This is a genomic window from Pseudomonas zhanjiangensis (assembly GCF_041027545.1).
Taxonomy (GTDB): domain Bacteria; phylum Pseudomonadota; class Gammaproteobacteria; order Pseudomonadales; family Pseudomonadaceae; genus Aquipseudomonas; species Aquipseudomonas zhanjiangensis.
This window is the reverse complement of the sequence record NZ_JBFTEG010000006.1, coordinates 39,583-61,063: the sequence shown is the minus strand read 5'-3', so window position 1 is coordinate 61,063 and position 21,481 is coordinate 39,583. Positions and strand designations below refer to the sequence as shown.

The 21,481-nt window shown below is 66.4% G+C and carries 17 protein-coding genes and 1 pseudogene; 8 read left to right on the top strand and 10 right to left on the bottom strand.

Annotation, left to right across the window (positions count from 1 at the left end):
* Positions 1-35: 35 nt before the first annotated feature.
* Positions 36-794 carry an SDR family oxidoreductase gene (locus AB5S05_RS09595; protein WP_369287284.1) on the bottom strand — a complete coding sequence of 253 codons (759 nt, stop codon included), beginning with the start codon at positions 792-794 and terminating at the stop codon, positions 36-38.
* Between the two features lie 103 nt (positions 795-897).
* On the opposite strand from AB5S05_RS09595, the gene AB5S05_RS09590 reads away from it, so the two are divergent.
* From AB5S05_RS09590 to AB5S05_RS09565, 6 genes are all read left to right on the top strand, one after another.
* Complete coding sequence (locus AB5S05_RS09590; protein ID WP_369287283.1) at positions 898-1,614, top strand: HugZ family pyridoxamine 5'-phosphate oxidase; 717 nt, start codon at positions 898-900, stop codon at positions 1,612-1,614.
* A 96-nt stretch (positions 1,615-1,710) separates the two neighbouring features.
* The gene (locus AB5S05_RS09585; RefSeq protein WP_369287282.1) at positions 1,711-2,196 is read left to right on the top strand and encodes an FxsA family protein; all 486 of its coding nucleotides are present in this window, start codon (positions 1,711-1,713) and stop codon (positions 2,194-2,196) included.
* Between the two features lie 326 nt (positions 2,197-2,522).
* Positions 2,523-2,816, top strand: coding sequence for a co-chaperone GroES (locus AB5S05_RS09580; protein ID WP_090447605.1), 294 nt, complete (start codon positions 2,523-2,525; stop codon positions 2,814-2,816).
* Between the two features lie 48 nt (positions 2,817-2,864).
* Positions 2,865-4,517 (top strand): chaperonin GroEL, encoded by a 1,653-nt coding sequence (gene groL / locus AB5S05_RS09575; protein ID WP_369287281.1) that lies wholly within the window; start codon positions 2,865-2,867, stop codon positions 4,515-4,517.
* A 410-nt stretch (positions 4,518-4,927) separates the two neighbouring features.
* Positions 4,928-5,617 carry a lipopolysaccharide kinase InaA family protein gene (locus AB5S05_RS09570; RefSeq protein ID WP_369287431.1) on the top strand — a complete coding sequence of 230 codons (690 nt, stop codon included), beginning with the start codon at positions 4,928-4,930 and terminating at the stop codon, positions 5,615-5,617.
* A complete protein-coding gene (locus tag AB5S05_RS09565) occupies positions 5,614-5,838 on the top strand; it encodes a hypothetical protein (RefSeq protein WP_369287280.1) in 225 nt (74 codons plus the stop codon). Before AB5S05_RS09570 ends, AB5S05_RS09565 begins: the two co-directional genes overlap by 4 nt.
* A gap of 78 nt (positions 5,839-5,916) precedes the next feature.
* Here the strand turns inward: AB5S05_RS09565 and AB5S05_RS09560 are convergent, their stop codons facing one another.
* The 8 genes and pseudogenes from AB5S05_RS09560 to AB5S05_RS09530 form a co-directional block, all read right to left on the bottom strand.
* Positions 5,917-8,982: a multidrug efflux RND transporter permease subunit gene (locus AB5S05_RS09560; protein ID WP_369287279.1), complete on the bottom strand. Its 3,066-nt coding sequence runs from the start codon at positions 8,980-8,982 to the stop codon at positions 5,917-5,919.
* A gap of 23 nt (positions 8,983-9,005) precedes the next feature.
* Positions 9,006-10,148 carry an efflux RND transporter periplasmic adaptor subunit gene (locus tag AB5S05_RS09555; protein ID WP_369287278.1) on the bottom strand — a complete coding sequence of 381 codons (1,143 nt, stop codon included), beginning with the start codon at positions 10,146-10,148 and terminating at the stop codon, positions 9,006-9,008.
* 231 nt (positions 10,149-10,379) lie between these two features.
* Complete coding sequence (locus AB5S05_RS22165) at positions 10,380-11,084, bottom strand: methyl-accepting chemotaxis protein (protein ID WP_438943564.1); 705 nt, start codon at positions 11,082-11,084, stop codon at positions 10,380-10,382.
* Positions 11,085-11,312: 228 nt separating this feature from the next.
* A pseudogene (locus AB5S05_RS22160) lies at positions 11,313-11,384 on the bottom strand (hypothetical protein); the annotation flags it as partial.
* A gap of 776 nt (positions 11,385-12,160) precedes the next feature.
* Positions 12,161-13,264 carry a DUF1513 domain-containing protein gene (locus AB5S05_RS09545; RefSeq protein ID WP_369287276.1) on the bottom strand — a complete coding sequence of 368 codons (1,104 nt, stop codon included), beginning with the start codon at positions 13,262-13,264 and terminating at the stop codon, positions 12,161-12,163.
* Positions 13,265-14,326, bottom strand: a complete 1,062-nt coding sequence (locus AB5S05_RS09540; RefSeq protein ID WP_369287275.1) for an imelysin family protein — start codon at positions 14,324-14,326, stop codon at positions 13,265-13,267. It lies immediately after the preceding gene.
* A gap of 10 nt (positions 14,327-14,336) precedes the next feature.
* Positions 14,337-15,749, bottom strand: coding sequence for a di-heme oxidoreductase family protein (locus tag AB5S05_RS09535; RefSeq protein ID WP_369287274.1), 1,413 nt, complete (start codon positions 15,747-15,749; stop codon positions 14,337-14,339).
* Positions 15,750-15,909: 160 nt separating this feature from the next.
* Positions 15,910-17,235, bottom strand: coding sequence for an imelysin family protein (locus tag AB5S05_RS09530; RefSeq protein ID WP_369287273.1), 1,326 nt, complete (start codon positions 17,233-17,235; stop codon positions 15,910-15,912).
* Positions 17,236-17,453: 218 nt separating this feature from the next.
* Between AB5S05_RS09530 and AB5S05_RS09525 the strand changes: the two genes are divergently transcribed.
* Positions 17,454-18,026: a LemA family protein gene (locus AB5S05_RS09525; RefSeq protein ID WP_369287272.1), complete on the top strand. Its 573-nt coding sequence runs from the start codon at positions 17,454-17,456 to the stop codon at positions 18,024-18,026.
* Between the two features lie 6 nt (positions 18,027-18,032).
* Positions 18,033-18,926 (top strand): GIDE domain-containing protein, encoded by an 894-nt coding sequence (locus tag AB5S05_RS09520; protein WP_369287271.1) that lies wholly within the window; start codon positions 18,033-18,035, stop codon positions 18,924-18,926.
* 94 nt (positions 18,927-19,020) lie between these two features.
* On the opposite strand, the gene AB5S05_RS09515 is transcribed toward AB5S05_RS09520, so the two are convergent.
* On the bottom strand, positions 19,021-21,087 hold the full coding sequence (locus AB5S05_RS09515; RefSeq protein WP_369287270.1) for a putative bifunctional diguanylate cyclase/phosphodiesterase: 2,067 nt from the start codon (positions 21,085-21,087) through the stop codon (positions 19,021-19,023).
* Between the last annotated feature and the right edge of the window lie 394 nt (positions 21,088-21,481).

Sequence of the window (21,481 nt, the reverse complement as noted above, 5' to 3'; positions counted from 1 at the left end):
CGGGGCTTCTTGGTTATGGCTTGGCAGTGCTGGGGTTACAGGCGCAGGCCGCCGTCCAGCTCCAGGATACGACCGGTGTAGTAGTCGTTCTCCAGGATGTAGGCCACCGAGTGGGCAATCTCGTCCGGCTTGCCCATGCGCCGCAGCGGGATGCCGGCGGTCATCTTGTCCAGCGCCTCGGGCTTCATGCTCAGGGTCATCTCGGTCTCGATGAAGCCCGGGGCGACGCCGGCCACGCGAATGCCGTAGCGCGCGAGCTCCTTGGCCCAGACCACGGTGTCGGCGGCGACCCCGGCCTTGGCCGCGGAGTAGTTGGCCTGGCCCATGTTGCCGGCGCGGGAGATCGAAGAAATATTGACGATCGCGCCCTGATTCTTCAGTTCGATCATCTTCGCCGCCACCTCGCGGGTGCAGAGGAACACGCCGGTCAGGTTGACGTCGATCACCGACTGCCACTGGGCCAGGCTCATCTTGCTCAGTTCGCCGTCCTTGACCTTGATGGTCAGGCCGTCGCGCAGGATACCTGCGTTGTTCACCAGGCCATTGATGGCGCCGAAGTCCTCGGCCACCTGGGCGACCATGTGGGTCACCTGCTCTTCATTGGCGACGTTGCACAGGTAGGCGCGTGCCTCGACGCCAAGCGCCTTGCAGGCGGCCACGGCCTGGTCGAGTTTTTCCTGGTTGAGATCGACCAGGGCCAGTTTTACGCCCTTGCCGGCCAGGTATTCGCCCATGGCCCGCCCCAGGCCCTGACAGCCGCCGGTGATGATGATCACTTTATCTTGCAGTTGCATCGCGATATCCCCTCGAAGTAGTGCGTTTGCCCCGCTGGTGCCCGCAAACCGCTATTCTAGGCACCTGTCCGTTCGTGACGAATTCTAAGCGAGGAGTCATAAGGTGAGCGTGAAAGCCGGCAAGCATGCCCGAGAATTGCTGCTCAAGGAATACCGGGGGGTGCTCTCCACCCATTCGCAAGCCATGCCGGGCTTTCCGTTCGGATCGGTGGTGCCCTACTGCCTGGATGCCCAGGGGCGCCCGCTGATCCTGATCAGCCGTATCGCCCAGCACACCCATAACCTCAGGCAGGACGCCAAGTGCTCGTTGCTGGTGGGCGAGCGCGGCGCCGAGGATGTGCAGGCGGTCGGCCGTCTCACTCTGCTCGCCGAAGCGCGACAATTGTGTGACCAAGACGAGATCGAGGCGGCCGCACTGCGTTATTACCGCTTTTTCCCCCAGTCGCGCGACTACCATCGGGCGCATGACTTCGATTTCTGGCGTCTGGAACCGGTGCGCTGGCGCTATATCGGCGGCTTCGGCGCGATCCACTGGCTGGACCAGGTGGCCCTGGCCAACCCCTTCGCCGCGGCAGCCGGTGCTGGCGATGAGACGGAACAGGGCATGCTCGAGCACATGAACCAGGACCATGCCGCCGCCATTGCCCATTACGTCGAGCTGGCCGACCTGCCTGGCCAGGAGGCGGCGCAGATGGTCGGGATCGACAGCGAGGGCTTCCACCTGCGTATCGGCCAGAGCCTGCACTGGCTGGCATTCCCAACATCTTGCAACACTCCCGCCGAGGTGCGGCAGGCCCTGATCCAGCTGGCTCGCGCGTAGCTCTTGCCGACCAGCGGCGAGGAGCCGGCTTGAATTAGCCCGGCGACCCCCTATTTCACTCTTACTGGAAGCCGTTCTTCCGCTAAGGAATCCTTGATGCGCGTTTTTCTGTTGTTGTTCCTGCTGTTCCCGATCGTCGAGCTGGCCCTGCTGATCAAGGTGGGGAGTGCGATTGGCGTGTTGCCGACCCTGCTGCTGGTGATAGGCAGCGCGATCCTGGGGAGCGTCCTGCTGCGGGTCGCTGGCCTGGCGACGGCCTGGCGCGCTCGCGAGAAGCTGGCGCGCGGCGAGTTGCCCGAACAGGAAATGCTCGAGGGCCTGACGATCGCGCTCGGTGGCGGTCTGCTGCTGTTGCCGGGGTTCATCAGTGACATCTTCGGTGTGTTCTGCCTGATCCCCTTTACCCGCCGCCTGCTGGTCAACAAGCTGCGCCAGCGTGCCGCCGAGCAGGCCATGCGCCAGCGGGCCTTCGCCGATGAGCTGGCCAGGCAGACTCGGCCAGGTTCGGCTCGGCCGGACGCGGCTCGACCGGACGCGCCCCGACCGAATGTGATCGAGGGCGAGTACGAGCGCCGCGACTAGTTCCGCCGGCCGTGACCCTGCCATTTGGCCGGTCCTGTTGGTCTGGCCTCGAGAGCGCTCGGGGCAGCGCCGGCGTTCGTTCGGCGGCGAAAAAATTTTCCTCGCCTGCCCTTGAAATCCCCTTGTACGCCCTTATGTAGCGGACACCGCAAGGTTTTCTGCCGGTTTCGGCAGAACAGACTTCAGCGTGGCGCGGGTAGTCGATAGGGGCAGTCGAGTGACTGGTCGTAGCGATCGCCTCGGCACGCAACCGGCACCGCCGGATTTTGCTAACCCGCCGGTGAAGGCACCGGCCGATGAAAACAACCTACTGGGAGAGATCGACAATGAAGCTTCGTCCTCTGCATGACCGCGTCGTGATCCGTCGCAGCGAAGAAGAAACCAAGACCGCAGGCGGCATCGTGCTGCCGGGCTCCGCTGCCGAGAAGCCGAATCAGGGCGAGATCGTCGCCGTCGGCACCGGTCGCGTGCTGGACAACGGCGAAGTTCGCCCGCTGGCCGTGAAGGTCGGTGACAAGGTGGTGTTCGGCCCTTACTCGGGCAGCAACACCGTCAAGGTCGACGGCGAAGACCTGCTGGTGATGGGCGAAAGCGAAATCCTCGCCGTCATCGAAGCCTGATTCCTGCGAATCTCCGTTCAACCGTCAAGAATTTAAGGATCAATCAACATGGCTGCTAAAGAAGTCAAATTCGGCGACTCCGCCCGCAAGAAGATGCTCACCGGTGTTAACGTCCTGGCTGACGCCGTGAAGGCCACCCTGGGCCCGAAAGGTCGCAACGTGATTCTCGAGAAGAGCTTCGGCGCTCCGACCATCACCAAGGACGGCGTTTCCGTCGCCAAAGAAATCGAGCTGAAAGACCGCTTCGAGAACATGGGCGCGCAGCTGGTCAAGGACGTCGCTTCCAAGGCCAACGACGAAGCCGGTGACGGCACCACCACCGCTACCGTACTGGCCCAGGCCATCGTCAGCGAAGGCCTCAAGGCCGTGGCTGCCGGCATGAACCCGATGGACCTCAAGCGCGGCATCGACAAGGCCACCATCGCCATCGTCAAGGAGCTCAAGGAGCTGTCCAAGCCGTGCGCCGACACCAAGGCCATCGCCCAGGTCGGCACCATCTCCGCCAACTCCGACAGCTCGATCGGCGACATCATCGCCGAAGCCATGGAGAAGGTCGGTAAAGAAGGCGTGATCACCGTCGAGGAAGGCTCGGGCCTGGAGAACGAGCTGTCGGTCGTCGAAGGCATGCAGTTCGACCGCGGCTACCTGTCCCCTTACTTCATCAACAAGCCGGACACCATGGTGGCCGAGCTTGAGACCCCGCTGATCCTGCTGGTCGACAAGAAGATCTCCAACATCCGCGAAATGCTGCCGGTGCTGGAAGCCGTCGCCAAGGCCGGTCGTCCGCTGCTGATCGTCGCCGAAGACGTCGAAGGCGAAGCCCTGGCCACCCTGGTGGTCAACAACATGCGCGGCATCGTCAAGGTCGCTGCGGTCAAGGCGCCGGGCTTCGGCGATCGTCGCAAGGCCATGCTGCAGGACATCGCCATCCTGACCGGTGGTACCGTGATTTCCGAAGAAGTCGGCCTGAGCCTGGAAGGCGCCACCCTGGAGCACCTGGGTAACGCCAAGCGCGTCGTGCTGAGCAAGGAAAACACCACCATCATCGACGGTGCCGGCCAGCAGGTCGACATCGAAGCGCGCGTGGCGCAGATCCGCAAGCAGGTCGAAGACACTTCCTCCGATTACGACAAGGAGAAGCTGCAAGAGCGTCTGGCCAAGCTGGCCGGCGGTGTTGCCGTGATCAAGGTCGGTGCCGGTACCGAAGTCGAGATGAAAGAGAAGAAGGCCCGCGTCGAAGACGCCCTGCACGCGACCCGCGCGGCAGTGGAAGAAGGCGTGGTACCTGGCGGTGGCGTGGCCCTGGTGCGTGCACTGCAGGCCATCTCCGGCCTGAAGGGCGACAACGAAGACCAGAACGTCGGTATCGCGCTGCTGCGTCGCGCCGTCGAAGCGCCGCTGCGCCAGATCGTCGCCAACGCTGGTGACGAGCCGAGCGTGGTGGTCGACAAGGTCAAGCAAGGCGAAGGCAACTTCGGCTACAACGCGGCGACCGGTGTCTACGGCGACATGATCGAGATGGGTATCCTCGATCCGGCCAAGGTCACCCGTTCCGCGCTGCAGGCCGCTACCTCGATCGGCAGCCTGATGATCACCACCGAAGCCATGGTCGGCGATGCCGCCGACGACAAGCCGGCCGGCGGTGGCATGCCGGACATGGGTGGCATGGGTGGCATGGGCGGCATGGGCGGCATGATGTAAGCCGACCGGCCTTCCCGGAAACACCGAAAAACCCCGCGCCCTTGGCGCGGGGTTTTTTTTGTCTGCTGCCCAGCGCTTCGGCACCTGGGCGCCGCGCCCGTGGGATGGCTCCGCGCCCTGACAAGGGGGCCGGCATGCGGGTGCGCCGGCCTGCGGCGCCAGAGTCATGGCGTGAAACTTGCGTCCCATTGCTTCTCGCCGGCCCGCGGGTCGGCGCCAATACCCCGGCACAGCGGGCCGATAGCACCCTGGTGCCTGGCCTGCCCGCCTGCGCGAAGACTGCTCCGGCGGTCGTTCCATGGGGTTACAGGGTGAACCTTTTGTTACCGTGGGTGACCGCCATGGACCATTCTGGGTCCGGTCGCGGCGAGGTTCGCTTGGTTTTTGGTAGGACAAGGGTTGTGAATTCGATGACAGCAGCGATGGCGTTCGAGCAGTGGTGGCAACTTCAGGGTGAGTGGGTCGAGGAGCCGAATCGGCGTCGCGGCGGCGAGAGCGGTGTACAGCGCCTGCAGCTGGAGCAAGGGCGGGTGCTCTATGCCAAACGCCAGGTCGGCCACTTCTACCGCAGCCTGCGCCATCCCCTCGGTCGCCCGACCGTGCTGCGCGAGCGCGATGCCCTGCTGGCGCTGGCGCGGATTGGGGTCAAGGCGCCCAACCTGCTGTTCTGCGAGGTCCGGAAAGACGCCGCCGGCACCTGGCGCGGGCTGCTGGTGTCGGAGGAACTAGAAGGCTTTCAGGAGGTCAATCGCTGGTACGCCGAGGGCGGGCGCGAGCGTTTTGGTCCCGAGGTCAATCATCGCCTGCTGGAGCAGATCGCGCAGATGCTGGCGCGGTTTCATCGAGCCGGCTGGCAGCATGGATGCCTGTACCAGAAGCATGTGTTCGTGCGCGTCGAGCAGGTCGGGGCGCAGGTTGAAATCGAGACCGCGTTGCTCGACCTGGAGAAAAGCCGGCGGCGCCTCAGTCGACAGCGGGCCGCGCGCCACGACATGTTGCAACTCAAACGCCATTCGTCGTGGGCCGCTGGCGACTGGGCGCGCTTGATCTACTGTTACCAACAAGCGTTTGGCAGCGCTATCAAGGGGTTGCAATCATGAAGTTAGAAATTGCTCGAGGTTTGTTCCTCGTCGCTGCGCTGGGCGTGGCGACCTTGGCCGCCGCCGCCTGGCATGAACCCGGCCCCGCGGTGCTCAGCGGCAAGGGACTGGCTTACTGCCCGCTGCCGGCCAAGATCGGCATGGCCGAGCAGCTTCACCCGGACCAGGACCTGCTGCTGCTGATGTTCGGTCTGTCCCAGGGCATGGGGCCGCAAGGCTGAGCGAGATCGCCAGCCGGCCAGGCTGGGCAACGAAAAAGCCGTTCACCGGCACGCGGTGAGCGGCTTTTTTGCGCCTGCTCAGTGGGCGCTCATGGCTTGTGGCGCCGGCGCCGGCGCTGGCGCTGCGTCCGGCTTGGCCAGCAGGCTGTACACGCAGGGCAGGACGAACAGGGTGAACAGGGTGCCCACCGACATACCGGTGGCGATCACCAGGCCGATGTCGAAGCGGCTGACCGCACCGGCGCCGCTGGCGAGGATCAGCGGCAGCATGCCGAAGACCATGGCGGCCGTGGTCATCAGTACCGGTCGCAGGCGAATCGCCGCGGCTTGTTCGATGGCTTCGCGCACGCTCAGGCCCTGGTCGCGGCGCAACTGGTTGGCGAACTCGACGATCAGGATGCCGTGCTTGCTGATCAGCCCGATCAGGGTCACCAGGCCCACCTGGGTATAGATGTTCAGGCTGGAAAAACCGAGGAAAATCGGCACCAGTGCCCCGCAGATCGACAGCGGCACCGTGACCAGGATCACCAGCGGGTCGCGGAAGCTCTCGAACTGCGCGGCCAGGACCAGGAAGATGATCGCCAGGGCCAGGCCGAAGGTGACGTAGAGCGCACTGCCTTCCTGGATGTACTGGCGCGAGGCGCCGGCATAGTCGAAGGCATAGCCGCGCGGCGCCTCCTCGTCGGCGATCTGGCCGATGGTGTCGATCGCCTCGCCCTGACTGACGATGGTCACGCCCTCGATGATCGCCGAGTTGAGCTGCTGGAACTGCTTGAGCCTGGTCGGCCGGGCGCGGTCGCTGAGGCGGATCAGGGTGCCCAGGGCGACCATGGCGCCGCTGTCGCTCTTCACGTAGTAGTTGTTCAGCCAGCCCGGGTTGTCGCGGTAGGCGCGCTCGACCTGGGCGATCACCTTGTAGCTGCGCCCGTCGATGGTGAAGCGGTTGATCTCGCCCTCGCCGAGCAGGCTGGCCAGGGTGGCGCCCAGGTCTTCCATGGACACGCCCATCTGCGCGGCCTTCTCGCGGTCGATCTCCACCACCACCTCGGGCTTGTCGAACGCCAGGTCGATGTTGAGGAAGGCGAATTTGCCTGACTCCAGGGCGCGCTGCTTGATCCGCTCGGCCACCTGCAGCAGCGACTCGTAGTCGTTCGGCGTGTTGATCACGAACTGGAACGGCAGGCCCTCGCCGGTGCCTGGCAGCGACGGCAGGTTGAAGCCGAACACCTGCAGGCCGGGGATCTGATCGAGTTTGGCCTGGACCTGCGGCAGCAGCTCCATCTGGGTGCGCTCGCGCTCGTCCCAGGGTTTCAGCAGGAAGCCGCCGATGCCCGATTGCACGCCGTCAAAGCCGTTGATCTGGAACGACCGGTAGTACTCCGGGAAGGACTTGAAGATCGGCACGAACTGGTCGGTGTAGGCGTTCAGGTAGTCGAGGTTGGTCGGCTGCGGCGCATTGGCGAAGAGGAAGACGATGCCCTGGTCTTCTTCGGGCGCCAGTTCGCTCTGGCTGAAGCTGAGCAAGGCCGGGATCAGCGCCATGACGATGAGGGCGAACACCACCACCACCGGGCGGGTGTTCAGGGTGCCGTGCAGGGCCTTCTGGTAGCGCTGCTTGAGGCGCTCGAACAGCACATCGAGGCGGTGGGCCAGGCCGCTGGGGTTCTCGTCGTGGCGCAGCAGCTTGGCGCACATCATCGGCGACAGGGTCAGCGCGACTATCCCGGAGATGATCACCGCCCCGGCCAGGGTCAGGGCGAACTCGCGGAACAGGGCACCGGTCAGGCCCTCGAGGAAGCCGATGGGGGCGTAGACCGCGGCCAGGGTGATGGTCATCGACACCACCGGCACGGCGATCTCGCGCGCGCCCTCGATGGCGGCGTCGAAGGGCGTCTTGCCTTCCTCGATATGGCGGTGAATGTTCTCCACCACCACGATCGCATCGTCTACCACCAGGCCGATGGCCAAAACCATGGCCAGCAGGGTCAGCAGGTTGATCGAGTAGCCCATCAGCTGCATGAAGAACAGCACGCCGATCATCGACAGCGGGATGGTGATCACCGGGATCAGCACCGAGCGCAGGGCGCCGAGGAACAGGAACACCACCACGATGACGATCAGCACGGCTTCGAGCAGGGTCTTGATCACCTCGTCGATCGAGGCCTGGATGAACTGGGTGGCGTCATAGGCGATGGCCACCTTGAGGTTAGGTGGCAGTTGCGCCTCGAGCTCCGGCAGCAGGCCGCGCACTTCCTTGATCACATCCAGCGGGTTGGCACTGGGGGTGCCCTTGATGGCGATGTAGACCGAGGGGGTGCCGTCGAAGGAGCTGATCGAGTCGTAGTTGGCCGCGCCCATCTCGACCCGGGCGATATCGCTCACCAGCACCCGGCGATCGCCGTCGGTCTTCACCGGAATGGCGGCGAAGGCCTCGGCCGACTTGAGGTCGGTGTCGGCATTGATGCTGGTGACCACGTACTGGCCCTTCACCTCGCCGGCGGCAGCGAGGAAGTTGTACTGGCGCACCGCGTCGTCGAGGTCCCTGGCGGTGACGCCATAGGCCGCCATCTTCACCGGGTCCAGCCACAGGCGCATGGCGAACACCTGGTTGCCGAGGATCTGCGCCTCGGCCATGCCCGGCAGGGTGGCCAGCTTGGGCTGGATGACCCGGGACAGGTAGTCGGTAATCTGCGGGTTGGACAGCTCGTCGCTGAAGAAGCTGATGTACATCAGCGCCGAGGCGTCGGCGGCCTCCTTGGACAGCACCGGGTCTTCGGCGTCCTGCGGCAGCTGGTTCTTGACCTCGTTGGCCTTGGCCAGCAGCTCGGTGAACAGGCGGTCGCTGTCGGCACCGATGCGTGCATAGATGGAGATGACCGACAGGTTCTGCTGGCTGGCCGAGGTCATGTAGTCGATGCCTTCGGCGCTGGCCAGGCTCTGCTGCATCGGCTGGGTGATGTAGCCCTGGATGGTCTCGGCGTTGGCCCCCGGGTAGGCGGTGGTCACCTTGATCAGGGCGTTCTCCATTTGCGGGTACTGGCGGATCACCAGCTTGTTGAACGCCTGCAGGCCGAGCAGCACGATCAGCAGGCTGACCACGGTGGCCAGCACCGGGCGGCGGATAAAGGGATCGGTAAAAGCCATGTGCAATTCCTTGGCGGCCGCGCCTATTGGGCGGCGTTGGCTTGGGGCGTGAGGGCCCGGTCATCGACGAGGGTGACGTGGGCGCCGTTGTCCAGCTTGAGCTGGCCGGCGGTGACCACCCGTTCGCCGGCCTCCAGGCCCTTGAGCACCACCACCAGGCCGTCGCGACGCTCGCCGGTCTCGACGAAGCGTCGTTCGACCACCAGTTGCGCCTGGCCCTTGGCGTCCTTTTCGACCTGGCCGTCCTGATCCTTGCGTTCGTCGACCACGTACACCGAGTTGCCGTACAGGGTGTAGGTAATCGCGGTTTCCGGTACCAGCACCTGCGGCTGATCGCCGGGCAGGATCAGGTTGAGGTTGGCGAACATGCCCGGCAGGAGTTTTTCCTCGGGGTTGGCCAGGGTGGCGCGCACCTGCAGGTTGCGGGTTTGATCCTCGACCTTGGGGTTGATCGCACTGATGCTGCCCTCGAACCACTCGCCCGGGTAGGCCGCCACGCTGACCCTGACCCGCTGGCCGAGCGCCACCTGCGGCGCGTTCTGCTCGGGCAGGAAGAAGTCGACGTGCAGCCGGGACAGGTCCTGCAGGGTGGCGATGGTCGCGCCGGGCGACAGGTAGTCGCCGGGATCCACCTGGCGGATGCCGATGGTGCCGGCGAACGGGGCGAGGATGCGTTTCTTGTCCAGGGTGGCCTTGAGCTGGGCGACGCTGGCCGTGGCTTTCTGCAGTTCGGCCGAGAGCCGGTCGAACTCGCTCTTGGAGATGTTCGAGCGGCGCACCAGGCTGCGCCCGCGCTCGAACTCGACCCGGGCCAGGCCGCGCTCGGCTTCGGCGGTGGCCAGGCTGGCGCGCTCGACTTCATTGTCGAGCTGGATCAGCGGCTGGCCGAGTGCGACCTTCTCCCCGGACTCGAACAGCACGTCGCGTACGATGCCGTCGACTTCGGCGGCCAGGTCGACGCCGAGGAATGCCTTGAGCGTGCCGATGGCCGGCAGGCGGCTCTGCCAGGGACGCTGCTGGGCGACGGCGGCGGAGACACTGATGGCGGGTTGGGGGGCAGAGAACTGCTGGACCTGCTGGTAGATGGTCCAGCCTTTGTAGGCGGCGAGGGCGAGTACCACGAGGGCGACCACGCCCAGCATGATCAACATGCGGCGGAGCAACATATTCCGGTTCCTTGGCAAGGCGAATGGGGCCTGGGAATAGGCAGACAGGCACCTTAGTACCCTTGCCGGGGGCAAGTCAAAGCGCTTCAGGTTTCGAGATTAGACAGAGGGTGGCGGGTTTTTCCGCTCGCCGCCTGGGCGTCCGACGATCGGCGATCTGCCGTCAGGCCAGCCTGGCCAGGTGCCAGGCCGGCCACGGGCGTGGCAGCCTGGCCTGGACGTCTGCGGGGCTCAGCCGTTGAGGCGCTGGGTCACCTGGCCGAGCTGGCCGGATAGCGCATTCAGGCTCTGGCTGGCGGTTTCGGTGCGCTGCACGTTTTCCTGGTTGGTGGTGGCGATCGCGGTGATCTCGGTGAGGTTGCGCGAGATGTCCTCGGCCACCGAGGTCTGCTCTTCGGCGGCGGTGGCGATCTGCCGGTTCATGTCGCGGATGGCCTCCACCGCGCCGGTGATGCGCTGCAGCATGGCGCCGGCCTGGGTGACCTGCTCGACGCCCTCGTCGCTGCGCTGCTGGCCGCTTTCGATGGCGCGCACCGCGTTGACCGCGCCGGTCTGCACGGTATCGATGATCTGGTGGATCTCGGCGGTGGATTCGGCGGTGCGCTGGGCCAGGGTGCGTACCTCGTCGGCGACCACGGCGAAGCCACGGCCGGCATCGCCGGCACGGGCCGCCTCGATGGCCGCGTTGAGGGCCAGCAGGTTGGTCTGCTCGGCGATGCCGCGAATCACCTCGAGGACCTTGCCGATGCGTCCGCTGTCGCTTTCGAGGCGGCGGATCACCTCGGCAGTGTTGGCGATCTCGCCACGCATGCCGGTGATGGTGTGGATGGTCGCCTGCATCACCTGTTCGCCCTGCTGGGCGGACTTGTCCGCATCGTCGGCGGCGTTTGCCGCCTCGGCGGCGTGGCGGGCGACTTCCTGAGCGGTGGCGGACATCTCGTGCATGGCCGTGGCCACCTGGTCGGTGCGCGAGAACTGATCGCGGGTGCCCTGGGACATCTGGCTGGCGATCGAGCCCAGCTCGCTGCTGGCGCTGTCCAGATTGGCGGTGCTCTGCTGCAGGCGGCTGAAGGTGTCGGCGAGGAAGTCGCGCAGGGTGTTGGCGGCTTGGGCCAGGTGGCCGAGTTCGTCGCGGCGGCTGGTATCGACATGCTGGCCGAAGTTGCCGCGGCTGAGCTGGCCGATGTGTTCGATCAATTGGCGGATCGGCGCGATCAGGTTGCGGTTGACCAGCATCAGGCTGAACCAGCCGATCAGCAGGCCCGACGCCAGCATCACCAGGCTGCCGTAGAGCACAGTGCTGTCGGCGCTGGCGCTGATCTGCTGGGCCTGGGCGTTGCCGCTGTCGCGCAGCCGCTCGACCAGCTTGCTCATCTGTTCGCTGGCGGCGCGGTCGATGCCCTTGACGGCGGCGTCGCCGGCCTTGGCGTCGGCCCCCGCGGCGAGGAAGGCATCGCGGCCCTTGCGGTAGTTCTGGCCCAGTTTCAGGTGTTCGCTACGCAGGCTCTCGATCTCGCTGCGCAGGCCGGCATCGCCCTTGGCCTGGCTGGCCATCTGGCCGAGCAGCTCCTGAACCTTGCGCTCCTGGGCTTCGAACTGAGCCCAGTACTTGCTCAGGTTCTCTGCATCCTGGCCGCGCAACAGGACGTTTTTCCATTCCTGCACCTGGACCTTGAACTCCAGGTTGGCCTGCTCGCCCAGGCGCGAGGTCTGCAGCGGACCGTCGATCAGGCCGCGATAGGCCTGGATGTCATTGGACAGGAAGTTGAAGCAGGCGGCGGCGATGATCAGGATCAGCGCCAGGCTGCCACCGAGCAGGCCGAGAAGCTGCGCGCGCAATGAGCTTTGAAGGGGCATGTTCGACGCCTCGAGTGAGCGGATGGAGGTTGGCTGAAGCACCAATCCAGGCTGGCAGCCGGCTGTTACATCCCTGTGGCGAAAACCAGGCGTTGAGACCAGGTGAATAAGAGATCGGCAGCGTGCCGCCGATCTTGAGTGTCGCGGGTGGGCGCCTAGGCCAGGCGCAGGTGATTGTCCCAGAGGCCGGCGGGCAGTTGCAGCGGCTGACTGAGGATGCGCCGCTGGCGGCAGTCATACAGGCGGCAGCGGCCGATGCCGGCGCTGACCACGAAGCCTTCGGCCACCGCGCCGACGCCGGCGCAATCGGCCAGGGCCGTGTCCAGGCGCAGCTCGGCGCTATCCAGGTCCCAGATGAACAGGCGGTTGCCGCGCGGGGCGGTGACGGCCAGCAGGCGCAGTTCATCGTGGATCGCCAGGCTGGCGGTGTACTGGTTCATCGCCAGGCGCTGGGGCTCGCCCAGGGGAAAGGCCTGGAAGGCCTGGCCGGGGCGCTTGATCGCCAGCAGCGGCACGGCGTCGCTGGCGTCGCCCATGTACTGCTGGCCGCTGACGATGGTGCCGTCGGCGGCCACGGCCAGGTGGCGCACGCTGTTCTGCGGCTGCGGCAACTGCTCCTGGCTGACCAGGCTGCCGTCGCGCCTGAGCAGCACCAGGCTGGGCTGCATGCTGTCGAGGTTCATCTCGACCCGGCTGTCGGCCTCGGTGCGGATGCCGCCATTGGCCACCACCAGGGTTTCGCCGTCCGCCAGCCAGAGCAGCTGGTGCGGGCCTATGCCGTGGCTGGACAGCTCGCCGTCGCGCTGCAGCTGATCGCCTTCGAGGCGGTAGACGCCGATGACCCCGCGGCCCGGCTCGCGGGTGTCGTTCTCCGTGGCGTACAGCCAGGCGCCGCTGCGGTGGAACAGCGCATGGCCATAGAAGTGTCGCTGTGCCTGCGACTCCAGGGTCTGCAGCAGGTGGCCGTCGCGGGTGTCGATCAGGTAGCTCTGGGTGCTTGGCCGGCGGCCGACGAACAGCGCCAGGGGCAGGCTGGGGTGCGGCACCACGTCGTGGCAGCGCTCGGTGACGGGGGTGGCGAACACCTGGCTGCCGTCCAGCCGGTAGCCGACGGCGAAATGCTGGCCATCGGCCCCGTTGCGCGCCGACAGCAGCAGCGGCTGCGGACCGCCGGCGCTCAGGGTCCAGCCGCCCAGGGTGGCGGCGGCGGCTGTGGCGGCCAGGGCGGCGCCGAGGCCGAGAAAGGCTCTGCGTTGCATCTAGTCACCATCGTGGGCGTTGAAGCCCAGTTGAACGCCCAGGGCCTTGGCCAGCTCGCTTTCATGCAGGCGGTGCAGGGCGCCGAGGCTGTCGTACAGCGCATTCAGCTCGGCGCGTCCGGCCTCGTCACCGAGCAGCTCGCCGAGCGGGCGCTGCAGGGCGGCGAGTTGCTGGCGGGTGGCGGAGAAGGCGTCGTCGATACGCCGTTTCAGCTCTTGCTGCTGGTCGCCCAGCAGCGCCTGGAAGCCGTCCTGCGCCGCACCGTGCCAGCTGCGCTCGGCGCTGGCCAGGGCGTCCGCCAGGTTGGCCAGGCTGCTGTTGCTGCGCCAGGCTTCGGCCTGGTAGGGCTGTGGTTGGCCTTTGCTTTGCCGGCCGAGCGGGGTGCCGAGTTTCTTCTTCATCACCTCCAGCGCACTGACCTGGGCGCGCAGCAGTTCGGTGACCGCCTCGTTGGCGTCGGCATAGCGGGCATTGGGGAAGTGCTTGAGCTGGGCGGCCATGCCCTCATCGGCTTGCCAGAGACCCAGCACGTCGGCGGCCAGCTGCTGCTGATGCTGGCCGATGGCGGTGAGCAGCGGGCAGTAGCGGGCCTTCTGCGCGGCATCGTTGAGGTCGATGTCGGCGTCGTACAGCAGGTACTCGTAGGCCGTCAGGCCCTGGACCACCACGCTGGACTTGTCCAGGTCGGCGGCGCTCAGCTGCGGCTTGCTGGCCAGCAGGGCGGTCACCTGGCGGGCCACCAGGTTCTTCTTGTCTGGCCAGAACTGCACCTGCCAGGCGCGGTTGCCCTCGGCCATGGGGCCGACCAGCAGGGGCTGCAAGCCCGCCCAGGCGCTCTGTGCGCCGAGGAAGGCCTGGCGCGCCTCGGCCAGGATCTGTTCGCCGCTGCAGAAGGCCTGGCCGCTGCTGGCCAACTGGCGGTCGGTTTCGGCCCAGGCGCTATAGGCGGGCAGCAGCACGCCGTCGGTGAGGGCGGTTGCCACCTGCTGCCGCGGGTCGGCGGCGGTGCAGGCGCTGAGCGCCAGGCCCAGTACGGCCAGGGAAACGGGGGAGCGAAGCATGCGCATCTCCTTACAGCGAGTTCAGGAAGGCCAGGAGCGCGGCGCGCTCGTCGGCGTTGAAAGTCAGGACCTGTTGCTTGGCCGTCTCGGCTTCGCCGCCATGCCAGAGGATGGCCTCGAGCAGGTTGCGCGCGCGGCCGTCATGGAGGAACTGGGTATGGCCGTTGACCGCCTCGGTCAGGCCGATCCCCCACAGCGGCGGGGTGCGCCATTCGCGACCGTCGGCGAGAAACTCGCCGCGATTGTCGGCCAGGCCGGCGCCCATGTCATGTAGCAGCAGGTCGCTGTAGGGGCGAATGAGCTGGTTGGCCAGCTCCGCTTCGGCGGCATCGGCGGCGGTGGTGAAGCGGGGGGTGTGACAGCCCTGGCAGCCGGCCTGGTGAAACAGGCCCTTGCCTTGCAGCACCTGCGCCGAGTCGACATCACGGCGTGCCGGCACGCCGAGGTTGCGGCTGTAGAACAACACGCTGGCGAGAATGTTGTCGCTGACCTCCGGCTCGTCGGCCTGGCTCGCCGCGCGACAGGCGCTCTGCGCGGCCGTGCAGTCGTCGGCGGGTAACAGGCTGCTGGTCAGGCCCATGTCGCCGGCGAAGGCGTGGGCATTCTGCTGGTTGAGCGTAGGTTGCCCGGCCTTCCAGCCGAAGCGGCCAAGCACGGTCTGGCCGCGGGCATCGTCCCAGACCCGGTTGGCGCGGCCGGAGATGCCATCGCCGTCGGCGTCCTGCGGGTCGGCGTTGGCCAGGATGGCGTCCTCGGCAATGGCCTCGAGCAGGCCCAGGCCGATCATCGGTGGGGCCACGCGGGCGGAAAACAGCGTGTCCGGGTGCATGGGGCCGTACCCCAGCTGGCTGATTTCCAGACTGGGTTGGCGCAGTTCGACCCGATAGCCGTCGGCGAAGGTCACCGGCAGCGGGCGGTAGGCGATGCGCACCTTGCCCTCGGGGACGCTGCCGGGATTGGCCATGTCCTGCAGCTGGCCGCCGTAGGTCGGCTCCGGTATCACGCCCAGGCGCTTTAGGGTCTCGGCCTGCTCGGCGCTGGCCGGCAACGACAGGCGCACCAGCATCGAGGCGGCGCTGGGCGCCTGTGCCGCGGGCGGGTGGCCGCGGCCGTCCTTGATGTGGCAGTTCTGGCAGGCATTGGTGTTGAGCAGAGGCCCCAGGCCGTCGCGCGCCGTGGTGGTAGCGGGGGCCGGCACCCAGGGATTGCGAAAGAAACTGTTGCCGACGCTGAAGTCCAGGCGCCGCGATGGCGAGAGGTTGGCCGAGGGCTGGGAAAAGGCATTGTGATCGCGCTTGAACACCGTGGCGCTGCCGGCCGAGAGGGCCTCGCCAGGCTCGGCCCGGGTGAAGCGCGGCCCCTGGTCGCAGGCGCTCAGGGTCAGGGCCAGCACGGGCAGCAGCAGACGAAGGGGCGGCAGCATCACAGGCGATCCGGGTCCAGGTCGGGAGAGGCGAGGGATCTTAGCAGATTGTGTGAATTCAAATAAGACCGATTAGCGTTAGCGTGGTGACCGAAGGTCGCAGGCGAAAAAAAGCCGGCGCCCCTGGAGGGAACACCGGCTCGGGCAAGCCGACGTCGAATCAGAAGCTGTGGTCGGCGCTATCCGGGTTCAGGTCGTCGATCCCCAGCTTGCCGGCGGCCTGCTCGATGGCGCCGGTCTGCACCACCAGGGCGGCGATGGCGTCGCGCACGATCTGCTGGCCGGCGGCGTTGTCGGCGGCGATCAGCTGATCGAAATGCTGGCCGTTGTTGGCGCTGTCGACCAGGGCCTGCAGCTTGGTCTCGGTGGTCGCCAGGTTGGCCTTGAGGGTGCTGTCGGCCTCGGCGTCGGTCTGCGCCACCAGCGCGGACAGGCTCGGGCCACTCAGTACGCTGCCGTCGACTTTCTGGTACTCGCCCAGGTAGACGTTGCGCACGCCCTTGCCGTCATAGAAGTGCGAGTTGTGGGTGTTGTCGCTGAAGCAATCCTGCTCGTCTTCGGTGGAGTTGGCCTCCAGGGCGACCTTCATGCGCTCGCCGGCCAGTTCGCCGAGCGACAGGCTGCCCATGCCGAACAGCATCTTGCGCAGGCCGTTCTCGGCCGTGTCGGCCAGCAGGCTGGCGCGGTAGTTGTCGTTTACCCCGGCCTGCCACTGGCCGACCATCTCGTCCAGATCGCTGACCAGCAGGTCGGCGGCGGCCTTGAGGTAGGCCCGGCGGCGTTCGTTGTGGCCACCGGTGGCGCCTTCGCCGACCACGAAGTCGCTGGCAGGACGCTCGCCGGCACCCGGGTTGCTGCCATTGAGGTCCTGGCCCCAGAGGAGGAACTCGATGGCGTGGTAGCCGGTGGCGACGTTGGCCTCGGAGCCACCCAGTTCGTTCAGGCTGGCCAGGGTCTGTGGGGTGATCGTGGAAACGTCGAGCTGGTCTTCGCCGACCTGGATCTGGGTGTTGGCGATGATGTTGGCGGCGGCGCCGGGGTTGCCCAGGGCGTGCTGGTAATCGGCGGCGACGTAGTCGATCAGGCCTTCGTCCAGCGGCCAGGCATTCAACTGGCCTTCCCAGTCGTCGACCACGCTGTTGCCGAAGCGGAACACTTCACTCTGCATGTAGGGCACGCGTGCCGCCAGCCAGGCCTGGCGAGCGGCTTGCAGCGTCTGTTCGTCGGGATTGGCCAGCAGCGCATCGATGGCGCTCTGCAGGGACTTGCCGGTGCTGGCGGCGTCGCTGAACACGGCCAGGGCCAGGTCCGCATAGTGGGCCACCACGGCCTTGCCGGCGGCGTCGTCGAAGCGGGTGGTCGCTACGCTGGCTGCAGTGGCGGCGGGCGTAGCTGCTTGGCTGACGGTGGCCTGGTCGTCGCCGCAACCGGCGAGGGAGATGGCGATGGCCAGCAGGCTGGCGGAAGCCAGGGGCATACGAATCATGACGAGTCCTTTGCGTATTAGAGGTGGAAAGCGGTGAGCGGAGTCGACCGGAAAGGTGAGTATAATGCGAAAGATTTGCATTAAGCGCAAAGGGTAATTGCCACCGACTGCCATCGTCGCCGTGCGCCGGGTCTGCGCAACGGCTGCGTGATGCCGTTAGAATGCCGGCTCGCCTACTGCCTGCAGTCGTACAGGCTCGTCGTTATGGAGAACAGCTCATGAGTCTTGCCAGTGTCGCCCTGATCGTCATCCTGCTGCTCGTCGCCGCCTTCGCGGTGATCCTGTACAACGGCCTGGTGCGCCTCAAGCACGGGGTTAGCAAGGCCTGGGCCAACATCGACGTGCTGCTCAGGCAGCGTCATGAGGAGCTGCCCAAGCTGGTGGAGACCTGCAAGCAGTACATGCAGCACGAGCGCACCACCCTGGAGCGGGTCATCGCCGCGCGCCAGGCCGTATCCAGCGCCCGCGAGCAGGGCGACGTCGGTGCCCTGGGCCGAGCCGAAAGCGGTCTGCGCGCCGGTCTTGGCCAGTTGTTCGCCCTGGCCGAGAACTACCCGGAGCTGAAGGCCAATGACAGCTTCCAGCATCTGCAACAGCGCATCAGCGGCCTGGAAAACGGCATCGCCGACCGCCGCGAGCTGTACAACGAGGCGGTCAACCTGAACAACGTGCGTATCGAGCAGTTTCCCGATGTGCTGATCGCGCGGGCCTTCGCCTTCGGCGCGGCGCCGCTGCTGCAGTTCAGCGAGGCGCAGAAGGCCGACGTCGACCTCAAGTCGCTGTTCGGCTGAGTCATGGTGCTCGAGGAACAACTGGTCGGCCTGGCGTTCAGCGTCGCCGCCACCCTGGGCGGTGGCTGGTGGGGCCTGCGTCGCCTGGCCCAGGCCCGTCACCTGCTGGATACGCCGACCTCGAAGATCCGCTCGGCGGCGCAGGGCTACGCCGAGTTCTATGGCGTGCTGGCGGCGCAAGCCGGGACCGCCATCGCCGGCCCGCTGACCGGCAAGCCCTGCCTGTGGTGGCGCTACAGCATCGAGGAGTACCAGTCCGACGACAAGACGCGCAGCTGGCGTCCGATCGAGAGCGGTAGCAGCGAAGCCTGGCTGTTGCTGGACGATGGCACCGGTCAGTGCCTGATCAATCCGCGCGGCGCCGAGGTGCGCCCGGCCACCCGCGAGGTCTGGCGGGGCAACCTGCGCCATCCGCGCGGTCCGCAGCCGGCAGGCTGGGCGGGGTTATTCTCGGCCGGCAAGAACTATCGCTACAGCGAGGAGCGCCTGCACGCCGGTCAGCCACTGTATGCGATTGGCGACTTTCGCAGCAGCGGAGGCGGTCGCCAGGGGCTCGACCTGGCGACGGCGCAGAGCGCGGTGATTCGCCAGTGGAAGGGCGACTTCGCCGGGTTGCTGCAGCGCTTCGACGGCGACGGCAATGGCCAGCTGGACGAGCAGGAGTGGAATCGGGTGCGTCTGGCCGCGCAACTGGAGGCCGAGGACCGGCATCGCCAGCAAAGCGTGCAACCGGCCCGGCATCACATGGCCGCGCCACAAGCATCACAGCCCTTCATCCTCTCCTGCGCCGGCGAGGACGAGTTGGCCCGCAGCTTCTACTGGCAGGCGGCCGCCGGCGCATGCCTGTGCCTGGGCGGTGCCCTGGCCACGGCCTGGCTGCTGGGCGTCGGTACTTTCTAGCAGGGGCGGGGCTTCGCGAGGACCCGGCGCTGGGGCGTGTGGGGCGGCAGGTCGAACGGTCTGCCCGCCGATCGGCGGGGGCTGCGGTGGTGACTCAGAGGGTTGCCGGATTGCTGGCCGCGCCGCTCAGGCGTCGGGCCTGCTTGAGGTAGAGGGTCAGCTCGCGGGCCGGCAGCGGCTTGCTGTAGAAGTAGCCCTGCCCCTCGTGACAGCCCTCGGCGATGATGTAGGCCTCCTGCTCGATGGTCTCCACCCCTTCGGCGATCACCTGCATGCCCAGGCTCTTGCCCAACTGGATGATGGCCCGCACGATGGTGGCGTCGTCCTCGTCCTCCAGGAGGTCCTGGACGAAGCTCTTGTCGATCTTGATCTTGTCCAGCGGCAGGCTCTTCAGGTAGCTCAGCGAGGAGTAGCCGGTGCCGAAGTCGTCGATGGCGATCAGCGCCCCCGAGCGGCGCAGGCTGAGCAGGTGCTGGGCGGCGGTGCTGATGTCCTCCATCAGGCCGGTCTCGGTGACTTCCAGCTCCAGACTGCGCGATGGCAGGCGATAGACCTGCATCAGGTTGTTGACCACCCGCGGCAATTCGGCGTGGTGCAGTTGCACGGTAGACAGGTTGACCGCCATGCGCAGCTCGTCGAAGCCCTGGTCATGCCATTCGCGCAGCTGCCGGCAGGCCTGGTCGAGAATCCATTCGCCGATCGGGATGATGGTGCCGTTCTGTTCGGCCAGGGGGATGAACAGGTCCGGCGGCACGAAGCCGTGCTCGGGGTGCTGCCAGCGCAGCAGGGCCTCGACACCCACCACGCTGTGGTCGCGGTAGTCCACCTGGGGCTGATAGACCAAATGGAACTGGTTCAGCGCCAGGGCGTCGCGCAGGTCCTTCTCCAGCTCGCGGCGCCGGCGCATCTCGCTGTCGACACTGGCGATATAGAACTGGTAGCGGTTTCGCGAGCGGCTCTTGGCCAGGGTCATGGTCTGCTCGGCCTTCTGCAGCAACTTCTCGGTGCTGTCGCCGTCTTCCGGGAACAGAGTGATGCCGATGGTGGCGCGCAGGCGCACCTCCTGCTGGTCGAGACTGAACGGGATCTCCAGGTCGTCGAGTACGCTCTGCGCCAGCTCGGCCGCCTCGTAGGGCTGCTCGATGTCGGCCTGAACCAGGGCGAACTGGTCGCCGCCGAGCCGGGCCAGGGCGCCGAGGCGGCCGCTGTGGCTGCGCAGACGATCGGACAGGGCCAGCAGCAGCTGGTCGCCGGTCTGGTAGCTGAACTGTTCGTTGATGCCCTTGAAGTCATCCAGGCCCACGCAGAGCACGGCGACGCGGCGCTGCAGGCGACCGGCGTCCTCGAGAATATGGTCGAGTTGCTGCTGCAGTTGCTGGCGGTTGGGCAGGCCGGTGAGGAAGTCGTACTGGGCCATGCGCAGCAGGCTGTTCTCCGCTTCACGGCGCAGGTGGGTGTTGCGCTCTATGGAGGACAGCAGCTGGTTGGCGGTGTTGATCCACAGCCCCAGTTCGTTCTTCTCGTTGCCCACGAGCATCGGCAGCTTGTGCGCGCTGGGCCGGTCCGGGTTGATCTGGCTGAGGTGTTCGATGATCTTCGACAGCGGCTTGGTCAGCAGCCAGTGGTAGACCAGGTACAGCACCAGGGCCATGGCCAGGGCGCGCAGGACCCCGGCGATGAAGATGATCACCGAGCTGGTGACGAATTCCTGGCCATAGGGGGCGGTATCGAGGGTGATGCTGAGGTCGCCGTAGTATTCGCTGTAGGGGCCGCGGCCGACCAGCTGGGTGGAAAAGTGCTGCTGCTGGCCGAGAATCAGGTCGGTCAGCCAGCGCGTCGGCAGCTGCGCCAGTTCGCGGCTCTTCTCGGCCAGCATGGGTTCGTTGGGGTGGCCGATGGCCGCTTCACGCACCGACTCGTGCTGGAACAGGCCCTCGATGACCTGCATGCCCATCTCCCGATCCAGGCTGTAGACTGCCTGCGTGGAGGGGTCGCGGAACATGCCGAGGATGCGATGGGCATCGTTGCTCACCGCCTGGCGGGTCTTGTAGATGTCGAAGACGATCTGGGCGCAGCTCAATACCACGCCGACCACCAGTGCCGAGAGCAGCACGACGCGCAGCAACTTCAGGGACAGACTGTTCTTGAGTTCCAACTTCAAGTGGCGATTCCTTGTTCGATGCTGGAGGCGTCAGACCGATTGAGAGTATTGGCAAACTCGCAGTTGCCGTCAAAGGGCCATTATCGATGTTTGCGGTGAACACAAGGAGTACGTCTGAGCTTGGCTTCGGCGTTACCTGTCACTGTATCGGTGCGAGGGCCCCGGGACTTGAGCGCGATTGGCGCGATTTATCGGCTGGCTACTGTGCTTCAGGCGGGCGGATTTGGCGACGCCGGCTCGACGATCGGCGCCGCTTGTGGTGCCTGAGGTGACGTGCGGCTAAGGCTGGCGGCGCGTGCATCGGCCCGTGAACCGGGCCGCGTCCGGGCTTTTGGCGCCTGGAAAACCAAGAAACCCGGCATCGGCCGGGTTTCTTGTGTACGGGGACGCGGTC